Annotated in this window: 12 protein-coding genes; 8 read left to right on the top strand and 4 right to left on the bottom strand. The window is 72.4% G+C overall.

Annotated features, from left to right (window positions below; all coding sequences use genetic code 11):
* Positions 1–5: 5 nt before the first annotated feature.
* The 5 genes from ACZ31C_RS29675 (at position 6) to ACZ31C_RS29695 (ending at position 7,042) form a co-directional block, all read left to right on the top strand.
* The gene (locus tag ACZ31C_RS29675) at positions 6–1,448 is read left to right on the top strand and encodes a sensor histidine kinase (protein WP_465798126.1); all 1,443 of its coding nucleotides are present in this window, start codon (positions 6–8) and stop codon (positions 1,446–1,448) included.
* Between the two features lie 243 nt (positions 1,449–1,691).
* On the top strand, positions 1,692–1,841 hold the full coding sequence (locus tag ACZ31C_RS29680; RefSeq protein WP_191088694.1) for a hypothetical protein: 150 nt from the start codon (positions 1,692–1,694) through the stop codon (positions 1,839–1,841).
* Between the two features lie 9 nt (positions 1,842–1,850).
* Positions 1,851–3,353: a class I SAM-dependent methyltransferase gene (locus ACZ31C_RS29685; protein ID WP_465798088.1), complete on the top strand. Its 1,503-nt coding sequence runs from the start codon at positions 1,851–1,853 to the stop codon at positions 3,351–3,353.
* 28 nt (positions 3,354–3,381) lie between these two features.
* Positions 3,382–5,451: a sulfatase-like hydrolase/transferase gene (locus ACZ31C_RS29690; protein WP_465798127.1), complete on the top strand. Its 2,070-nt coding sequence runs from the start codon at positions 3,382–3,384 to the stop codon at positions 5,449–5,451.
* Between the two features lie 307 nt (positions 5,452–5,758).
* The gene (locus tag ACZ31C_RS29695; protein ID WP_465798089.1) at positions 5,759–7,042 is read left to right on the top strand and encodes a citrate synthase; all 1,284 of its coding nucleotides are present in this window, start codon (positions 5,759–5,761) and stop codon (positions 7,040–7,042) included.
* Positions 7,043–7,118: 76 nt separating this feature from the next.
* On the opposite strand, the gene ACZ31C_RS29700 is transcribed toward ACZ31C_RS29695, so the two are convergent.
* The 4 genes from ACZ31C_RS29700 to ACZ31C_RS29715 all read right to left on the bottom strand — a co-directional run bounded on the left by ACZ31C_RS29700 (position 7,119) and on the right by ACZ31C_RS29715 (position 12,881).
* Entirely contained in the window at positions 7,119–7,799 is a 681-nt protein-coding gene (locus ACZ31C_RS29700; RefSeq protein ID WP_465798090.1) for a fasciclin domain-containing protein, read from the bottom strand.
* Between the two features lie 93 nt (positions 7,800–7,892).
* Complete coding sequence (locus tag ACZ31C_RS29705) at positions 7,893–10,016, bottom strand: M14 family zinc carboxypeptidase (protein WP_465798091.1); 2,124 nt, start codon at positions 10,014–10,016, stop codon at positions 7,893–7,895.
* A gap of 131 nt (positions 10,017–10,147) precedes the next feature.
* Entirely contained in the window at positions 10,148–10,804 is a 657-nt protein-coding gene (locus ACZ31C_RS29710) for a response regulator transcription factor (protein ID WP_396747662.1), read from the bottom strand.
* A gap of 673 nt (positions 10,805–11,477) precedes the next feature.
* A complete protein-coding gene (locus tag ACZ31C_RS29715) occupies positions 11,478–12,881 on the bottom strand; it encodes a glycosyltransferase family 4 protein (protein ID WP_465798092.1) in 1,404 nt (467 codons plus the stop codon).
* Between the two features lie 325 nt (positions 12,882–13,206).
* Here ACZ31C_RS29715 and glgX point away from each other — a divergent pair, with 325 nt between their 5' ends.
* The 3 genes from glgX to treZ are packed head-to-tail and all read left to right on the top strand — an operon-like array spanning position 13,207 to position 19,351.
* Positions 13,207–15,324, top strand: a complete 2,118-nt coding sequence (gene glgX, locus ACZ31C_RS29720) for a glycogen debranching protein GlgX (RefSeq protein ID WP_465798093.1) — start codon at positions 13,207–13,209, stop codon at positions 15,322–15,324.
* A 2-nt stretch (positions 15,325–15,326) separates the two neighbouring features.
* Positions 15,327–17,630 carry a malto-oligosyltrehalose synthase gene (gene treY, locus ACZ31C_RS29725; protein WP_465798094.1) on the top strand — a complete coding sequence of 768 codons (2,304 nt, stop codon included), beginning with the start codon at positions 15,327–15,329 and terminating at the stop codon, positions 17,628–17,630.
* Positions 17,627–19,351 carry a malto-oligosyltrehalose trehalohydrolase gene (treZ, locus tag ACZ31C_RS29730; protein WP_465798095.1) on the top strand — a complete coding sequence of 575 codons (1,725 nt, stop codon included), beginning with the start codon at positions 17,627–17,629 and terminating at the stop codon, positions 19,349–19,351. The genes treY and treZ overlap by 4 nt, the downstream gene beginning before the upstream one ends.
* Positions 19,352–19,354 lie beyond the last annotated feature (3 nt).

Genomic DNA, 19,354 nt, shown 5'->3' on the forward strand with positions numbered 1-19,354 from the left:
GCTGGCTGGCCGGCTGGTCGCTGCGTACCCGCCTGGTGGTCACGCTGGTCGCGCTGCTGGCCGTGGTCAGCCTGGCCATCGGCGGCCTGACCACGGTGGCGCTGCGGCAGTTCCTGATCTCCCGGGTGGACCAGCAGTTGCAGTCCATGCCCGGCGGCCGTCCCGGCGTGCCGTGGGAGCCCGGGCCGGGCGGCGGGCCGTGGAACGGCGACGTGCGGGTCCCGCGCGGCTTCCCGTCCGGCACGGTCAGCGCGCGGATCGTCGACGGCCGGGTCACCGAGGCGTGGACGCTCGTCGACCGCCAGGAGCGGGAGGTGCCGGTCGAGGAGGTCTCGGCGCTGGCCCGGGTGCCCGCCGACGGTCGCCCCCGCAGCGTCGACCTGGGCGACCGGGGCGGCTACCGGCTGGTGGCCCGCCCGTCGGCCACCGGGACCGTCCGGGTGCTCGCGGTGCCGCTGTCCGGGGTGCGGGAGACCGTCTGGTGGATGGTCGCCGCGCAGGCCGGTGTCACCGCGGCCGGGCTGCTGGTCGCCGGCACCGCCGGGGCGCTGATCGTGCGGGCCACGCTGCGTCCGCTGCGTCGGGTCGCCGCCACCGCCGCCCACGTCAGCGAACTGCCGCTGGACCGGGGCGAGGTGGCCCTCTCCGAACGGGTGCCGGTCGCCGACACCGACCCGCGCACCGAGGTCGGTCAGGTGGGGTCCGCGCTCAACCGGATGCTCGGGCACGTCGCCGCCGCGCTCGCCGCCCGGCAGGCCAGCGAGACCCGGGTACGCCAGTTCGTCGCCGACGCCAGCCACGAGCTGCGTACCCCGCTGGCCGCGATCCGCGGGTACGCGGAGGTGGCCCGCCGGGGTCGCGACCAGGTCCCGCCCGACGTGGCCCACGCGCTGCGCCGCGTCGAGTCGGAGAGCACCCGGATGACCCGGCTCGTGGACGACCTGCTGCTGCTGGCCCGGCTCGACTCGGGCCGACCGCTGGCCGTCGAACCGGTCGACCTCACCGCGCTGGTCGTGGACGCGGTCAGCGACGCGCACGTGGCCGGCCCGGAACACCGTTGGCAGCTCGACCTGCCCGACACCGTCGTCCGGGTGTCCGGCGACCCGGCCCGGCTGCACCAGGTGCTGGCGAACCTGCTGGCCAACGCGCGGGTGCACACGCCGCCCGGCAGCACCGTCACCACCGGACTGCGGCTGGCCGACGGCGTCGCCGAACTCCGCGTCGCCGACGACGGGCCGGGCGTACCGCCCGAGCTGCGTCCCGAGGTGTTCGAGCGGTTCGCCCGGGGGGACAGCTCCCGTTCCCGGGCCCACGGCAGCACCGGCCTCGGCCTGGCCATCGTCGCCGCCGTGGTGGAGGCCCACCACGGGACGGTCACCCTGGACACCCGCCCCGGTCGGACCGTCTTCACCGTCCGTCTCCCGCACCTCGCCGCCGACGGCAGGTAAGCAGGGGTCCCCTGCTAACGCCTCGTGCATAGCAGGGGACCCCTGCTCACCTCCACGCCGGCTGGCGGGGGAGCGGGCGGTGCGGCGCGGGTGCGGGCGGGCGGAATCGAACGCGGGGAAGTACTCGGTTGTGCCCGACAGGCAGCGGCAATCCGCGTACGGTGGCAGGAGTCCGGCAAAACGTGCGAAACGTGAATTGTGTGCCGGATCAACGACGAGGACGGCGAGGGGAAGGAGCGGTCGGTGGAGCACCTGGCCTACCTGGACGCGGGATCCGGCAGCCTGATCGTGCAGGCGGTGGTCGGCGGCGTCGCCGGCGTCGCGGTGGCGGCCAAACTCTACTGGCGCAGACTCGTCGACCGGTTCCGCCGCCAGCCCACCGACCAGAACTGACCCGCCGGCATGGCGATCCCCGACCTCGGCCGGTCCACCCGGCCGGCCTCGTCCGGCGTCGAGCTGCGGTCCGAGCCCGGCTCCTTCCGCGACCCGGCCAACCGGGTCTTCCACGCCGGTGACGACGTGCTGCGGGCGCTGGACGAGACCGCGACCCAGCACTGGCGGGCGCTCGCGGGCAGCACCTTCTTCCCGCCCCTGCTCGCCGCCGGCAAGGTCTGCGGCACCGAGGAGCTGCCGGCGGGCGCGCAGGTGCCGCCCTCCGCCGTGCCGGTCGGCACGGCGGACCCGACCGGCACGGAACACCCGGCGTGGGCGGCGGTGCTGCGGCACGAGCGCATCCCGTTCGTCTCCCACCCGTACGAGTGGTCCTTCGCCATGCTGCGCGACGCGGCCCTGCTGCACCTGGAGATCCTCCGGGCGGCCCTGCCGGCCGGCTTCACCACCAAGGACGGCTCGGCGTACAACCTCCAGTGGCGCGGCGTGGAGCCGGTCTTCATCGACATCGGGTCCTTCGCCCCGCTGCGCGACGGCGAACCGTGGGCCGGCTACCGGCAGTTCTGCCAGACGCTGCTCTATCCGCTGATGCTCGGCGCCCACCTGGGGATGGACTTCCGGCCCTGGCTGCGGGCCCGGATCGACGGCATCGAGCCGGAGCAGATGGTCCCGCTGTTCCGGGGCGTACGGCGGCTGCTGCCGGGTGTACCGACCCATGTGCACCTGCACGGCAGCGTGCAGCGGCGCAGCGCCGACACCAGCACCGCCGACGTCCGCGCCCAGTTGCGCGCCGCCGGCTACACCCGGGAACTGGCCCTGGCCACCGTGCGGGGCATCGAGAAGCTGGTCCGCCGCCTCGACCACCGGCCCACCGCCACCCACTGGGTGGACTACCAGCGCACCTGCGGCTACTCCGGCGACGACCGGGCCGGCAAGGAACGGTTCGTCACCGCCGCGCTGACCTGCGCCGCCCGGCCGTGCCTGGTGCTCGACCTGGGCGCCAACGACGGCCGGTACGCCCGCCTCGCCGCCCGGCACGCCGACTACGTCGTCGCTGTCGAGCAGGACCCGGCGGTGCTCGACCGGCTCTACCGGACGCTGCGCGACGAGGGGGAACGGCGCATCCTGCCGTTGGTGATGGACCTCGCCGACCCGTCGCCCGGCGGCGGGTGGCGCGGCGTGGAGCGCGCCTCGTTCGCCGCCCGCGCCGAGGCGGACACCGTGCTCGCCCTGGCCCTGGTGCACCACCTGGCCATCGGACGCAACGTGCCGCTGCCCGAGGTGGTCGGCTGCCTGGCCGGGTACGCCGCCCGGGGCGGCCGGCTGGTGGTGGAGTTCGTCCACCCCGACGACCCGATGGCCGCCCGGCTGCTGGCGAACAAGCCCGACGGTCTCTTCCCCGACTACCGGCGGGACGCCTTCGAGGCGCTGCTCGCCGCGCACGGCACCGTCGAGGACCGGCTGGAGCTGCCCTCGGGCACCCGCACCCTCTACCGGGTGGCCCTGGGTGGCTGACCGACCCACCGACGCGACCCGCGCCGACATGACCCGCGCGGACGGGACGGACGCCGACGGGGTCGGGGCCGGGCAGGCGGAGCGCCGGTGGGTACGGGGCACGTGGTCGTGGGGCTGGGGCGGCTGGCGGACCGAGGGCGGCCGGGTGCTGGAGGTGACCGCGCTGGTCGGGCTGGCGGTCACCCAGCCGCTGCTGGACGTCCTCGGCCGCAGTCCGGACTTCTTCCTGTTCCACCGCGCCGACCGGGGCGAGATCCTATTGCTGGTCGCCCTCGTCGCGGTGGTGCCCACCGTCGCGCTCGGGTTGCTCGGCCTGCTGTCCGGGCTGGCCGGCCGGCTCACCCGGGCCGCGACGCACACGCTGCTGCTCGGCCTGCTGGTCGGCGCGCTGGCGGTGCAGGTGGGTCGGCACGTCACGCCGCTACGGGGCGTACCGCTGCTGCTGGTGGCGGCGGTGGCCGGGGTCGGGGCGGCGCTCGTCCACCGGCGGTGGCGGACGCCGGGGCGGGTGCTACGGGTGGCCGCCGTGGGGCCGCTGATCTTCGTCGGGCTGTTCGTGTTCGCCTCGCCGACCGGGCCGGTGGTGCTGCCCCGGGGCGACGGCGGCGCGGCCGGTACGGCCACCGGGGACCGACACCCGCCGGTGGTCATGCTGGTGCTGGACGAGTTGCCGCTGGTGTCGCTGCTCGACGCGGAGGGCAACATCGACGCGGCCCGCTTCCCGCACTTCGCCGAGCTGGCCGCCGGGTCCACCTGGTACCGCAACTCGACCGGGGTCAGCGGCTGGACGCCGTACGCGCTGCCGGCCATGCTGACCGGGCGCTACCCGGCCCAGCCGTACGCCCCGCACTACTCGCACTACCCGGACAACCTCTTCACCGCCTTCGCCGGGTTGTACGACATCCGGGCCGAGGAGAGCATCACCCGGCTCTGCCCGCCCAGCCGCTGCGAGCAGCCGGTCACCCCGGAACAGGGGATCGGGGTGCTGGTCCGGGAGACCGGCGCGCTGGCCCGGCAGATCACCGCCCCGCACGACAGCCGGATCGACCCGGAGGACTCGTACCGGGAACGCACCGCCGAGGAGGCGGGCATCGACGCCGCCGAGCCGGTGCCGAGTGACCCGAAGTTCCGCTGGGACAGCCTCAACGTCAACCAGCCGGCCCGGTTCACCAGCTTCCTCAACGGCCTCACCCCGTCGACCCGGCCCACGCTGCACTTCCTGCACCTGCTGATGCCGCACAGCCCGTGGGCGTACCTGCCGTCCGGCGCCCGCTACGAGGCGCCCGAGGACTTCCCGAACGAGGGGCGGGGGTGGGTGGACCTGGCCCGGCAGCGGCACCTGGCGCAGCTCGGCTACACCGACCGGCTGATCGGCGAGACGATCCGTACGCTGCGCGCCAGCGGGCTGTGGGACCGGGCGCTGGTGGTGGTCACCGCCGACCACGGCGTCAGCTTCACCGAGGGGGTGCAGGGCCGGGGCGAGGACGCCATCCGGGCCGCGCCCGATCAGGTGGCCTGGGTGCCGACGTTCGTCCGGACGCCGGGGCAGCGCGCCGGGCAGGTGGACGACCGCAACTGGGAACACGTCGACCTGCTGCCGACCATCGCCGACGAGGCGGCCATCCGGCTGCCGTGGCGGGTCGACGGCCGCTCGGCCCGGCAGACGCCGCGTACCGATCCGGGCAAGGTCTTCTACGACCGGCCGTCACAGCCCATGCCGATCAGCGGCGGCGTGCCCGCCGCGCTGCCGTCGCCGGCACCGCACCCGCTGGTCGGCACCACCGTGGGCAACGCGCCGCCCGGCGGCACCGCGATCGTCGGCGGGCAGGACGCCTTCCGGGCCGTCGACCCGGACGACGGCCGGCTGCCGGCGATGGTCTGGGGAACGGTGCCCGACCAGGTCGCCGACGGCACCTCGCTGGCGGTGGCGGTGAACGGCGTGGTCGCGGCCGTGGTGCCGGTGGTGGCCCCAGACCAGGGCGGTCGCCGTTTCGCCGCACTGCTCGCCGACGACAAGCTGTTCCGTCCCGGCGCCAACCGGCTCGACCTGTACCTGGTCGATGCCGCCGGCGACCTGCGTCGGCTGACCGTCACGTGACGTCGCGAGGGCTGTCCGGTCGGCAGTCAGCCGACGCCGCCGACGCGCCCGCACGCGACCTGGCCGTCGCCCCGCGCCGAGTGCGTGACTGAGCGCTCGGACAGTTCCGCACCCGTCGCGTACCGACACTCTTCGTGCTTTCTTCGTGCCTGTATGTCCTCGTCGTCGGGGTTTCCCAGCGCTGTGGTCGGGAATCGGGTGACGCATACCTCACCGCCGAACCACGGCAGGCGGTGTCGCCGCAACCGCAATTACGGTAGAAGCGAAGGCAATTCAACGTAGATCTGCCGGCGAAGCGAGGAACCACATGACGGAAGTCAAGCTCGATCACCCCGGCGGGCAGCTGTCGATGCCGGTACATTCCGCGGTCGAGGGCCCCGCCGGGGTCGGCGTGGGCAAGCTGCTGAAGGAAACCGGGATGACGACCTACGATCCCGGTTTCGTCAATACCGCCGCCTGTTCGTCCGCGATCACCTATATCGACGGCGATGCGGGCATCCTGCGCTACCGTGGCTACCCCATCGAGCAGTTGGCCGAGAAGAGCTCCTTCCTGGAGGTCTCGTACCTCCTGATCTACGGTGAGCTGCCTTCCACCGAGCAGCTCACCGAGTTCACCGAACGCATCCGGCGGCACTCGCTGCTGCACGAGGAGATGCGTCGGTTCTTCGACGGGTTCCCCCGGGACGCGCACCCGATGGCCGTACTCTCCTCGGCCGTCAGCGCCATCTCCACCTTCTACCAGGACAGTCTGGACCCGTTCGACGCCGAGCACGTGGAGATGTCCACGGTCCGGCTGATGGCGAAGGTGCCCACCATCGCCTCGTACGCCTACAAGAAGTCGATCGGGCAGCCGCTGCTGTACCCGGACAACTCGCTGGGCTACGTGGAGAACTTCCTGCGGATGACGTTCGGCGTGCCGGCGGAGCCGTACGAGGTCGACCCGGTGATGGCCCGCGTGCTGGACATGCTGTTCATCCTGCACGCCGACCACGAGCAGAACTGCTCCACGTCGACCGTGCGGCTGGTCGGCTCCAGCAACGCCAACCTCTTCGCCTCGGTCTCGGCCGGCGTGAACGCGCTGTTCGGCCCGCTGCACGGCGGCGCGAACCAGGCGGTGCTGGAGATGCTGGAGCGCATCCAGGCCGAGGGCGGTGACGTGCAGTCCTTCGTCCGCAAGGTCAAGGACAAGCAGGACGGCGTCAAGCTGATGGGCTTCGGCCACCGGGTCTACAAGAACTACGACCCGCGTGCCGCGATCGTGAAGAAGGCGGCGCAGGACGTGCTCGGCCGGATGGCCAAGCCGGACCCGCTGCTGGACATCGCCATGCAGTTGGAGGAGATCGCGCTCGCCGACGACTTCTTCGTCGACCGCCGGCTCTACCCGAACGTGGACTTCTACACCGGGCTCATCTACAAGGCGATGGGCTTCCCGACCAAGATGTTCACGGTGCTGTTCGCGCTGGGCCGGCTGCCGGGCTGGATCGCGCAGTGGCGCGAGATGATCAACGACCCGGAGACCAAGATCGGCCGACCGCGGCAGGTCTACACCGGTTCTGTCGAGCGGGACTACCTCCCCTTCGAGAAGCGCTGAGGTTAGCAAGGGTCCCTTCCTATGCCGTAGGCGTTAGGAAGGGACCCTTGCTTACATCCACGACGCGCGCGAACGGTCAGTGCGCCGGGTGGCCGTCGTCGTCCTCGCCCGCCGTGGTGGGCAGCGAGCCGAGGACCCGGTTGATGACATGGATCCGGGTGCCGGCGGCCTGGTAGTCCGCACAGACGGTCTGCGCCTCGTCGCCGAACCGGGCGGCCTCGCCCTGTCCGGTGACGGTGAGTTCGGTGTCGGCGAGGGTGCGCACGGTGCCGGCGGCGACCAGTTCGGAGGCCGACATCGGCCCGGTCACCACGTGCTCGCGCAGCAGGTCCCGCAGGTCGTCGACGTCGTGCAGCAGCAGCTCGTCGAGGTTGGTCCGGGAGAACTTCGCCGAGAAGGCGTCGTCGGTGGGGGCCAGCACGGTCACGCCGGCCAGTTCGCCGCCCAGACCGGTGGCCCGGACCGCCGCCTCGAAGGTGGTCAGCACGGGAATCCACTGGAGGGCCTGGTCGGCGGGCTGGCCGGCCAGCGAGCCCGGGTTGCCGGGTTCGGTGCCCGCCGGCAGTTGCTCGCAGAGCGGGCCGGTCACGGCGACGGCGACGGGCGTCCCGGCGTCCGCCGCGTCGGCGTCGCGATCCGCGCCGCCGGTGCAGCCGGCGACCGCGAGCAGCGCGGCCAGGGCCACACCGGCGACCGGGACCGCGCGCCGTCGGGCCCGTCGCAGGTCCGTCGTCGAGGGCCTGAGGGTGTCGGTCACGGTTGCCTCCACGTGCGTAGGTGAGAGGGGGGTACCGGCAGGCCGGGCGCGGATCCGGCCTGCCGGTACGTCGGTCGGTCGAGGTTCAGCAGGTCACAGGCGCGTGCACTGGCCGGACTTCGGACCGCTCACCGAGTTGACGACCTCCAGGCTGACCGGCGTGGCGGTGTTGCCGGAGCAGGACAGCGGGCCGTTCACGGTGTTGCCGGCGACCAGCGGAGCGTCACCGGTGTTGTTGACCACGTTGACCGGGCCGTTGGTGCGGTTGCCGACCAGGACCACCGGGCCACGGACGCCGGTGGCGTTGACCGGTCCGTGCACCGTGCTGGCGGTCAGGACGAACCCGGCCGCACCGCTGGCGTCCACCGGCCCGTTGATCGAGCTGCCGTTGACGATCAGCGCGGCACCCGGCTGGACCTTGATCGGACCACGGAGGGTGGCGTCGGCCACGCAGGTCACCCCGGAGACGGTCAGCGGACCGTTACGGGTGCCGGTCACGGTGGCGGCGATCCGCTCGCCGACGACCAGGCCTTCCACGGCCTGCTCGTCGAGCAGCAGCGGCACCAGACCCCGCTCGGGCTGGGACAGCGGCACGACGTACCCGTCGGCGACCTTGATCACCTTCCAGCCGTGCGCGGCGAGCCGCTGGGCCACGGTGGTCTGCCGGCCGGCGGGACCGTCGGTGCGGGCACCGTTGTACTGCGCCTCCGTGAGCTTGTACGCGCACGGCGCCTGCTCCAGGATCCGAGCCGGCGTGGGGGCGTCGACCGGCGGCGGGGTGTCACCCGGGTGCGGGGCGGGGTGCGCCTCGATCGGGCGGGAGCCGCGGAAGACGATCCGGCCGGTGTTCGCCGACTGGAACTTGATCGCCTCGGCCCGGGCACTGGTGAGGTTGTTGGCGCTCGCCTGGTGGTAGGCCAGGAACTGGTTGAACGTCCACAGCGCCGAGTAGGTCTTGCGGCGACGGTTGTTGGCCGTGTTGGTCTCGTCCGGCCGGGTCGGGCCGCCCGAGCTGCGCAGCTCCAGCAGGGAGTTGACCACGTTCTTCAGACCCAGAGTGTTCCGGAGGATGGTCTCCTCACCCAGGCCGACGCTGGCCCCGGTGCACCCGTACGGGCAGGCCCACCAGCCGTCCTTGGCGCCCTGGGTGTACATGTGACCCTCGATCATGTTCTGCGACTCGTCGAAGATCCCCTGCGCCACGTTGGCGTGCCGCGGCGGCAGCATCGGCAGGTCACCGGTGTTGGCGTTGCCGTACTCGTGACCGTCGTAGCTGGCGATCGGGCGGTAGTCGCGGATCATCTCCACGAAGGTCTGCGTCTCCGGCTGGCGGATCAGCGAGTAGTCCCGGTTCAGGTCCTGGCCGGTGGAGTTGCCCCGGCTGTTGGCGGCCCGACCGTCGCCGTTGATCGTCGGCAGGATCAGCATGGTGGTCTTCGACAGCCGGTCGAGGGTGGCCGGGTCGTCGGTGAAGGCCAGCTGGCGGGCCATGATGAAGCAGGCCTCGCGGTCACCCGGCTCGTTGCCGTGCACGTTGCAGTTGAGCAGCAGCGGGTTCGTCGCGGCCACGGCCTCCGGGGTCGCCGGCGGGGTGGGGTAGCCGATGACGAACATGTTGATCGGCCGGTTGTTGATGGTGCGGCCGAGCTCCACGACGCGGACCCGCTCGCTCAGCTCGTCGATGGCCGCCGTGTAGGCGTACTCGTTGACGTCGCTGGTGTACTGCGCGCCGAGGGTGTTCTCCCACTGCGTACGCAGGTTCTGGCCGGGGACGTTCGGGTCGCCCCAGTGCGCCTTGGTGGCGCCGCTGACGGCCGCCGAGTACGGCTGCGCCTCGGTGCCGAAGCGGGCGCGTACCCGCCACTGGAACCGGTTGCCCGGCACGAAGCCGGCGTCGGCGAAGGTGGGCTCGGAGTTGTTGATCTGACGGTTGGGCCGCCAGACACCGACGATCACACCGTTAGCGGAGGGGGTCCCGTCCTCCGCGAGAGCGGTGCGCTCGATCTGGTAGTCGGTGGCGCCGTCGACGTGGGTCCAGGCCAGCGTGGCGTACCCGTCGCTCTGGACGACCGTCAGGCCCTGGACCTGGTTCGGTTCCGCCTGCGTCAGGGCCGTGGCGGGCAGCTGCCCGTACGCCGGGACGGGCTGGGCGGTCGCCGCGAGTACCGCGACGAGAAGTGTGGAGAAGACACCGGCCGTTGTCCGTCTGTATCTCAAGGGGGGTTCTCCAAACAGGAGGGAGGGCTTGGATACCGACAGCACACCCGCAGACGGCCGACGACGGGGCTGCGAGCAGGGATTCTTGAGGATGCCTTGAGGTTCGCGCGCTCCCGGACCTGAGCCGACGCTCAGCCGGCCCGGAGGCGATAACCGACACCGCGTACGGTTTCGACCAGTCCGGCGTCGTCGAGCTTGGCGCGCAGCGCGGCCACGTGGACGTCGAGGTTGTGCCGGGTCGCCCAGGTGGTCTGCCAGACCTCCAACTGCAACCGGTCCCGGGGCACCACGGTGCCCGCCTGCCGGGCCAGCGCCAGCAGCAGGTCGAACTCCTTGCGGGACAGGCCGACCTCCCGGTCGGCCACCCAGACCCGCCGGGCGTCCACGTCGATGCGCAGCGTTCCCACCTGCACCAACGTCGCCGGCCGGGCGGTCCGCGTGGTCCGCCGCATCACCGCCTCGATCCGGGCCTGCAACTCGACCATCGAGAAGGGCTTGACCACGTAGTCGTCCGCCCCGGCACGCAGCCCGGCCACCCGGTCGTGCTCCTCGGCGCGCGCCGTCACGGCGATGATGGCGACCCCCTCGTTGTGCTGGCGGATCCGCCGGCACACCTCCAGGCCGTCGCGGTCCGGCAGGTTCATGTCGAGCAGGATGAGGTCCACCGGCTCCGCCTCGACCGCCTCGGCGGCCGTCAGCGCCTGCACGACCTCGTGCCCCCGCCGCCGCAGTGCGGCGGAGAGACCCGCCGACACGCGTAGGTCGTCTTCCACCAGGAGCACCCGCACGCACACCCTCCTCGACCTCGCGTAGGCGGGGGCCTTCCCCGAATCCCTGCGAGTCTGTCGGATGTTAAGTAGCGGTGACCAGTGCAGATACAAGATCGTAACGACAAAAACCTCTGGCCGAACGGGTCTGGCCGCCACCCGGCGCAGGCCGACACGCACTCGTTTGGTCCGGCTTGGTCGGAGTTGTCATCCGCGCGTCGCCGCCAGGTCGGTGCACTGGGGGCTGCTCGCCGTCGCGGTGGTCGACCACCCTCGACGCCTGTCGAGCTGACCCGTCCGTGCGTTCGCGGCCTGGGTCGAGCATCTGGGCGGCCTCCGTTCGCGGCCGGGGTCGAGCATCCGTCGGCCTCGTCCACCAGCCGGTCGAGCGGACCTGCACGGCGTCGGCGATCCGTTCTCGCCGTCAGCTCGACAGGCGCGGCGAAGGAGTACCTCTTCCGCCGCCACCGACCGCCGGGCTGGCCACGTCCCGGTCGGTGGCGGCATCTGCGGCGGTCGCATCACCCGGGCAGTGCCCACGCGGCACTCCCGCCACGCGGCACTTCCGCCACGCGGCACTTCCGCCACGCGGCACTTCCGCCACGCGACCCGAACGGTGCCGGAGACGGTGACGGCCCTGGCGCCCGCGTGCGGCGGGAGCCAGGGCCGTGTCGTGCGACGGCGCGGGTGTGGGTCAGCGTAGGCCGGCGGCGGCCAGCAGGTTGCCCTCCGGGACCACCGGGCGCGACCGACCGTGCGCCATGAGCTGCGCGGCGCGTTCGGCGGCGACGTTCGGGGCCTGGGCGATGGCCGCCGCGTACGCCGAGCCGGTGCGGCTGGCGATGGCCGCCCAGCCGTACTGCTCGTGCACCATGGCACGGGCGCGACGGGCCAGCGCCCGGGCGCGCTCCTGGTCGGAGAGCACCGCGTGCACCGCGTCGGTCAGCGCGTCCGGGTCGTGCGGCCGGAACGTCATGCCGGTGACGCCGGGCTCGACGATCTCGGCAAGCCCGCCGGTCTCGGCGACCGCGAGTGGGGCACCGGCGGCGGCACCCTCCAGCGCCACCATGCCGAACGGCTCGTAGATGCTGGGCACCGCGAAGCAGTCCGAGGCGGCCATCACCGCCGGCAGGTCGGTGCCGCCGAGGAAGCCGGGCAGGCTGACCATGCCGCCCAGGCCGAGCCGGTGCACGTCGGCCTCCAGCTCGCCACGGTACGGCCCGTCGCCGACGATCACCGCGCGCAGCCCGGGGTGCCGTTCGCGCAGCTTGGGCAGGCCGGCGAGCAGGTGCTGTACGCCCTTCTCGTAGACCAGCCGTCCGGCGAAGGTGACCAGCGGGCCGTCCCCGGCGAACCGGGCCCGAGCCTGCGCCACCGCGCTCGCCGACACCCGCCAGCGGTGCGGCTCCACCCCGTTGGGCACCACGTCGACGCGGTCGGTCGGCACCCCGAACAGGGCGCTGACCTCCTCGCGCATGTATCCGGAGCAGACGACCACCCGGGTCGACTCGGTGCTGAGCCAGTGCTCGACGCCGTGGATGGTGCGGTTCATCTCCTCGGGCAGCCAGCCCTGGTGCCGGCCCGCCTCGGTGGCGTGGATGGTGCTGACCAGCGGCAGGTCCAGGTGGTCGCGCAGGGTCATCGCGGCGTGCGCGACCAGCCAGTCGTGCGCGTGGATGACGTCGTAGCCGCCGGAGGAGGCGGCACGCAGCGCGGCCCGGGTCAGCGTGTGGTTGAAGGCCATCGTCCAGGCGAGCAGGCTCTCGGTGGCCAGCGGGAAGGCCACCGGGTCCTCGGCGGCGCGGACGACGCGGACGCCGTCGACGTACTCCTCCAGCGGAGCGCCCTCGCAGTGACGTGTGACGACGGTGACCTCGTGGCCGGCGGCGGCCAGGGCCACCGAGAGCGCGTGCACGTGCCGGCCCAGGCCGCCCACGAGCACCGGCGGGAACTCCCACGACAGCATCAGGATGCGGTGGGTGCGCGGCGGGGTGGCCGGACCGGGCTGGGCCGGGATCTGGGGTCGCGAGGTGAGGGTGGGCCGGTGGATTCGGTCCGTGGCGGTGGCGGAACGCCCGCCGATCCGCAGGGTCGTCACAAGAGTCTCCGTCCGTGCAGCAGAGAATGCGCCGGCATCGGTGGCGGCGGGGGAACAGCGTCGGATTTCGGGCACGCGAGAACTTGCCCGGTAACAAGGAAACGGCATGATGGCCGATAACGCACCTTGAGAACGGTCACAGTGACGGAGGGCACCGCAAGGGTTCATCTCGCATGAGTCGGCTGGATACCGGGCATTCACCCGATCGGATGGATTGGTGGCGGACCGTGCGGGGCATTACCGCCGCGCGCCTCGGCCGGGCTCCCCCGGACGGGTGCGCTACGGGCGCGGGCGCGCGCCCGTGACACGTGGCCGAAGGAGCGACATGCAGGTCTGGCCGGGCGAGCGGTACCCCCTCGGGGCCACGTACGACGGGATGGGCACCAACTTCGCGATCTTCTCCGAGGTGGCGGACAAGATCGAGCTGTGCCTCTTCGACGAGTGGGACGTCGGACACGAACGTCGGGTGGAACTGCGCGAGGTGGACGCGTACGTCTGGCACGCGTACATCCCGGGGATCGGGCCCGGCCAGCGGTACGGCTACCGCGTGCACGGCCCGTACGAGCCGGCGAACGGGCTGCGCTGCAACCCGCACAAGCTGCTCATCGACCCGTACGCCAAGGCGATCGACGGGGACGTGCAGTGGGACCCGGCGGTCTACGACTACGAGCACGGCGACCCGGACCGGATGAACGTCACCGACTCGGCGCCGTTCATGCCCAAGTCCGTGGTGGTGAACCCGTACTTCGACTGGGGTAACGACGCCCCGCCGCGCATCCCGTACCACCGCTCGGTGATCTACGAGGCGCACGTGCGCGGGCTGACCATGCGGCTGCCCGGCATCCCCGAGGAGTTGCGCGGCACGTACGCGGGCATCGCCTCGCCGCCGATGATCGAGCACCTGACCCGGCTCGGCATCACCGCCATCGAGCTGATGCCGGTGCACCAGTTCGTCAACGACCACCGCCTGGCCGACATGGGACTGCGCAACTACTGGGGCTACAACACCATCGGCTTCTTCGCCCCGCACCACGCCTACTCTGCGCTGGGCCACCTGGGCCAGCAGGTGCAGGAGTTCCGGGGCATGGTCAAGGCGCTGCACGCGGCCGGCATCGAGGTCATCCTCGACGTGGTCTACAACCACACCGCCGAGGGCAACCACCTCGGCCCGGCGCTCAGCTTCAAGGGCGTCGACAACCCCAGCTACTACCGCCTGTCGGAGGAGAACCGGCAGTACTACGTCGACTACACCGGCACTGGCAACAGCCTCAACGTCCGCAGCCCGCACTCGCTGCAACTGATCATGGATTCGCTGCGGTACTGGGTCACCGAGATGCACGTCGACGGCTTCCGGTTCGACCTGGCGGCCACCCTGGCCCGCGAGTTCTACGAGGTCGACCGGCTCTCCACCTTCTTCGAGGTGGTGCAGCAGGACCCGGTGGTGAGCCGGGTCAAGCTGATCGCCGAGCCGTGGGATGTCGGCCCCGGCGGCTACCAGGTCGGCAACTTCCCGCCGCAGTGGACCGAGTGGAACGGCAAGTACCGCGACACCGTCCGCGACTTCTGGCGCGGCGAGCCGGCCACCCTCGCCGAGTTCGCCTCCCGGATCTCCGGCTCCGCCGACCTCTACCAGGACGACGGCCGCCGCCCCTTCCACAGCATCAACTTCGTCACCTGCCACGACGGTTTCACCCTGGCCGACCTGGTCTCCTACAACGACAAGCACAACGAGGCCAACGGCGAGGAGAACCGCGACGGCGAGAGCCACAACCGCTCCTGGAACTGCGGCGTCGAGGGCGACACCGACGACCCGGGCGTACGCGCGCTGCGCGCCAAGCAGCAACGCAACTTCATCGCCACCCTGCTGCTCTCCCAGGGCGTACCGATGATCGGCCACGGCGACGAACTGGGCCGCACCCAACGGGGCAACAACAACGCGTACTGCCAGGACAGCGAACTGGCCTGGGTCGACTGGGACGCGATCGACAGCGACCTGCTCGACTTCACCCGCCGGCTGGTCCAGTTCCGGCGTCAGCACCAGGTGTTCCAGCGCCGTCGCTTCTTCACCGGCCTGCCGGTGCACGGTCGCGGGGTCGACGAGCCCCTGCCCGACCTGGCCTGGTACACCCCGGACGGGCGGGAGATGACCGGCGAGGACTGGGGCAACGACTTCGGCCGCTCGGTGGCGCTGTTCGTCAACGGTGAGGGCATCCGGGAACGCGGCCAGTACGGCCAGCGCCACCACGACGCCTCGTTCTGGCTCTGCTTCAACGCCCACGACGCGCCACTGGACTTCACCCCGCCGCCGGCCGAGTTCGGCCAGCGCTGGAAGCTCGTGATCAGCACCGCCGAACCCGACCAGGACAAGGGCACCACCGTGGAGACCGGCGATTCGGTCTGCGTACCGGACCGCTCGCTGGTGGTGCTGGAGAGGGTGGACTGACCATGACCGTGACCCCCGTCGGGGCGACCTACAGGGTGCAGGTGAGCCCGGGCTTCGACCTGGACGCCACCGCCGGCCTCGCCGACTACCTCGCCGACCTCGGCGTCACCCACCTCTACAGCGCGCCGCTGCTGGCCGCCGCGCCGGGCAGCGCGCACGGCTATGATGTCGTCGACCACCGCAGGGTCAACCCGGAGCTCGGCGGCGAGCCCGCCCGGCAGCGCCTGCTGCGGGCACTGCGCGCGGCCGGGCTCGGCCTGGTCGTGGACATCGTGCCCAACCACGCCGGAGTCGCCGTACCGGCCGCCAACCCGGCCTGGTGGGACGTGCTGCGCCGGGGACGCGACTCGGCGTACGCCCGCTGGTTCGACATCGACTGGACGCGCGACCGACTGCTGCTGCCGGTGCTCGCCGACGACCCCGACGCGCTGGCCGACCTGAAGATCGCCGACGGCGAGCTGCGCTACCACGAGCACCGCTTCCCGATCGCCGACGGCACCGACGACGGCAGTCCCGGCGAGGTGCACGACCGGCAGCACTACGAGCTGGTCTCCTGGCGACGCGGGGACGCCGAGCTGACGTACCGCCGGTTCTTCTCGATCGCCACCCTGGCCGGGCTGCGGGTGGAGGACCCGGAGGTGTTCGCCGCCACCCACGAGCTGATCCTGGCCTGGGTGGCGGCCGGCGAGGTCGACGGCATCCGGGTGGACCACCCCGACGGGCTGCGCGACCCCGGCGGCTACCTGGCGCGGCTGCGCGAGGCCGCCCCCGACGCGTGGCTGGTGGTGGAGAAGATCCTGGAGTACGGCGAGGAACTGCCCTCCTGGCCGGTGGAGGGCACCACCGGCTACGACGCCCTCCACGCCGTCGGTGGACTCTTCGTCGACAGCGACGCCGAGGCCGACTTCACCGCCCTGGACACCCGGCTGGTCGGCCGGGCCACCTCCTGGGCCGACCTGACCCACGACACGAAACTCGGCGCCGCCACCCGGCTGCTCGCCACCGAGCTGGCCCGGCTGGCCGCACTCGCCCCCGACGTGGAGCCGGACGCGGCGCGCGCCGCCCTGGCCGAGTTGGCCGCCGCGTTCCCGGTCTACCGGGGCTACCCGCCCGACGGGGCCCGACACCTGGCCAACGCCCGCGCCGAGGCCGGCCGTCGCCGCACCGACCTGACCGGTGCGCTGGACGCGGTGACCCGGCGGCTGCGCGACCCCGACGACGAGCTGGCCCGCCGCTTCCCGCAGTTCACCGGCGCGGTGATGGCCAAGGGCGTCGAGGACACCGCCTACTACCGGTGGACCCGTTTCGTCGCGCTCAACGAGGTCGGCGGCAGCCCCGCCCACTTCGGCACCCTGCCCGGCCGGTTCCACCGCTTCGCCGCCGCCCGGCACGAACGCTGGCCGGCGAGCATGACCACGCTGTCGACCCACGACACCAAACGCGGCGAGGACGTCCGCGCCCGCCTGGCCGTCCTCGCCGAGCTGCCGCGCCGCTGGGCCGAGCAGGTCACCGCCTGGACGTCCGCCGTGCCGCTGCCGGACGCCGCGCTGGCCCACCTGCTCTGGCAGACCGTCGTCGGCGCCTGGCCGATCGCGCGCGAGCGGATGCACGCGTACGCCGAGAAGGCCGCCCGGGAGGCCGCCGCCTCGACCGGTTGGACCGACCCCGACCCGGCCTTCGAGCAGGCGATGCACGCCCTGGTCGACGCCATGTACGACGATCCCGCGGTGCACGCCTCGATCGCCGCGTTCGCCGCCGAGATCACCCCGCCCGGCTGGTCCAACTCGCTCGGGCAGAAGCTGGTGCAGCTCGCCATGCCCGGGGTGCCGGACACCTACCAGGGCACCGAGCTGTGGGACGACTCCCTGGTCGACCCGGACAACCGCCGCCCGGTCGACTTCGACGTACGCCGGGAGCTGCTGGCCCGGCTCGATGCCGGCTGGCAGCCGGCGGTGGACGAGACCGGCGCGGCCAAGCTGCTCGTGGTGTCCCGCACCCTGCGGCTGCGTCGCGACCGCCCGGAGCTGTTCGGCGACTACCAGCCGGTCGTCGTGCACGGCCCGGCCGCCCGGCACGCCGTCGCCTTCGACCGGGGCGGCGCGCTCGCCGTCGCCACCCGGCTGCCGCTGGGCCTGGCGTCGGGCGGCGGCTGGCGCGACACCACCCTGTCACTGCCTGTTAAAGAGATGTCGTGCCAGTTCACCGGGCGGGTCTACAGTGACGGTCAGGTCCGTCTGGCCGACCTGCTCACCACCTATCCCGTCGCGCTGCTCGCTCCCCTCGAAGGCTCCGGGAAGGCGTCATGACCGAGTTCACCGTCTGGGCACCGGAGGCGTCCCGGGTCCGACTGCGCCTGCCGGGCGCCGCCGACCACGAGATGCGCGCCTCCCGGGGCGGCTGGTGGCGGGTCGAGGTGCCCGACGCCGGCGACGACTACGCGTTCCTGCTCGACGACGACGACCGGGCGCTGCCGGACCCCCGCTCGCGGTGGCAGCCCGCCGGGGTGCACGGCCCGAGCCGCCGCTACGACCACGCCACGTTCGACTGGACCGACAACGCCTGGACCGGGCGGCAACTGCCCGGCAGCGTCCTCTACGAACTGCACGTCGGCACGTTCACCCCGGAAGGCACCTTCGACGCCGCGATCGGCAAGCTCGACCATCTGGTCGACCTCGGCGTCGACATGATCGAGCTGCTGCCGGTCAACGCCTTCAACGGCGAGCACAACTGGGGGTACGACGGCGTCTGCTGGTTCGCCCCGCACGAACCGTACGGTGGCCCGGACGGCCTCAAACGGCTTGTCGACGCCGCCCACGCCAAGGGGCTGGGGGTGATCCTCGACGTCGTCTACAACCATTTCGGGCCCTCCGGGGCCTACGCGCCGATGTTCGCGCCGTATCTCAGCGACCGGGACACCCCCTGGGGCCAGGCGGTCAACCTGGACGGCCCGCACTCCGACGGCGTACGCCGCTTCATCACCGACAGCGTCCTGATGTGGCTGCGCGATTACCACGTCGACGGCCTGCGCCTGGACGCCGTGCACGCGATGCCCGACTCCCGCGCGGTGCACCTGCTGGAGGAGATCGCCGTCGAGGTCGAGTCGCTCTCGGTGCACCTGGGCCGCCCGCTCTCCCTGATCGCCGAGTCCGACCTCAACGACCCCCGGCTGGTCAGCCCCCGCGAGGCCGGCGGCTACGGCCTGCACGCCCAGTGGAACGACGACGCCCACCACGCCCTGCACACCCTGCTCACCGGCGAACGGCAGGGCTACTACGGCGACTTCGGCACCATGGAGTGCCTCGCCGAGGTGCTCACCGGCGCGTTCTTCCACACCGGCACCTGGTCCAGCTTCCGCCACCGCCAGCACGGCCGCCCGGTCGACCCGCGCACCCCCGGCCACCGCTTCGTCGCGTACCTGCAGAACCACGACCAGATCGGCAACCGCGCGGTTGGTGATCGCCTCTCGGCGACGCTCTCCCCGGCGCTGCTGCGGGTCGGCGCGACGCTGCTGATGACCGCCCCGTTCACGCCGATGCTGTTCATGGGGGAGGAGTGGGCGGCCTCCACCCCCTGGCAGTTCTTCACGTCGCACCCGGAGCCCGAGTTGGCGGCTGCCGTGGTCACCGGCCGGCGCAGCGAGTTCGCCGCCCACGGCTGGCCGCCCGGCGACGTCCCCGACCCGCAGGACCGGCAGACCTTCGTCCGCTCCCGGTTGGACTGGGCCGAGCTGGACAAACCCGAACACCGACAGATGTACGAGTTCCACCGCCGCCTGATCGCGTTGCGCAAGTCCCGCCCCGAGCTGTCCGACCCGCACCTGTTCGCCATCGACGTCCGCCACGGCGACCGGTTCCTGGTGATGCGGCGTGGTGGCTGCCTGGTGGCGGCGAACCTCGCGGACAAGCCACAGCGGGTGACCCTGCCCGGGGTGGCCCGCCGAGTGCTGCTGGCCACCGGGGAGGGCGTCACGGTGCAACGCGACCGCATCGAACTACCGGCGGAGACGGCAGCGATCGTGGCGCTCTGACCG

Source organism: Micromonospora sp. NPDC023869, from assembly GCF_055559695.1.

What these genes read in the sequence shown, in the direction of transcription:
- ACZ31C_RS29685 (WP_465798088.1), top strand. Translation starts at nt 1,851, where the DNA reads ATGGCGATCCCCGACCTCGGCCGGTCCACCCGGCCGGCCTCGTCCGGC.
- ACZ31C_RS29690 (WP_465798127.1), top strand. Translation starts at nt 3,382, where the DNA reads ATGACCCGCGCGGACGGGACGGACGCCGACGGGGTCGGGGCCGGGCAG.
- ACZ31C_RS29695 (WP_465798089.1), top strand. Translation starts at nt 5,759, where the DNA reads ATGACGGAAGTCAAGCTCGATCACCCCGGCGGGCAGCTGTCGATGCCG.
- glgX (WP_465798093.1), top strand. Translation starts at nt 13,207, where the DNA reads ATGCAGGTCTGGCCGGGCGAGCGGTACCCCCTCGGGGCCACGTACGAC.
- treY (WP_465798094.1), top strand. Translation starts at nt 15,327, where the DNA reads ATGACCGTGACCCCCGTCGGGGCGACCTACAGGGTGCAGGTGAGCCCG.
- treZ (WP_465798095.1), top strand. Translation starts at nt 17,627, where the DNA reads ATGACCGAGTTCACCGTCTGGGCACCGGAGGCGTCCCGGGTCCGACTG.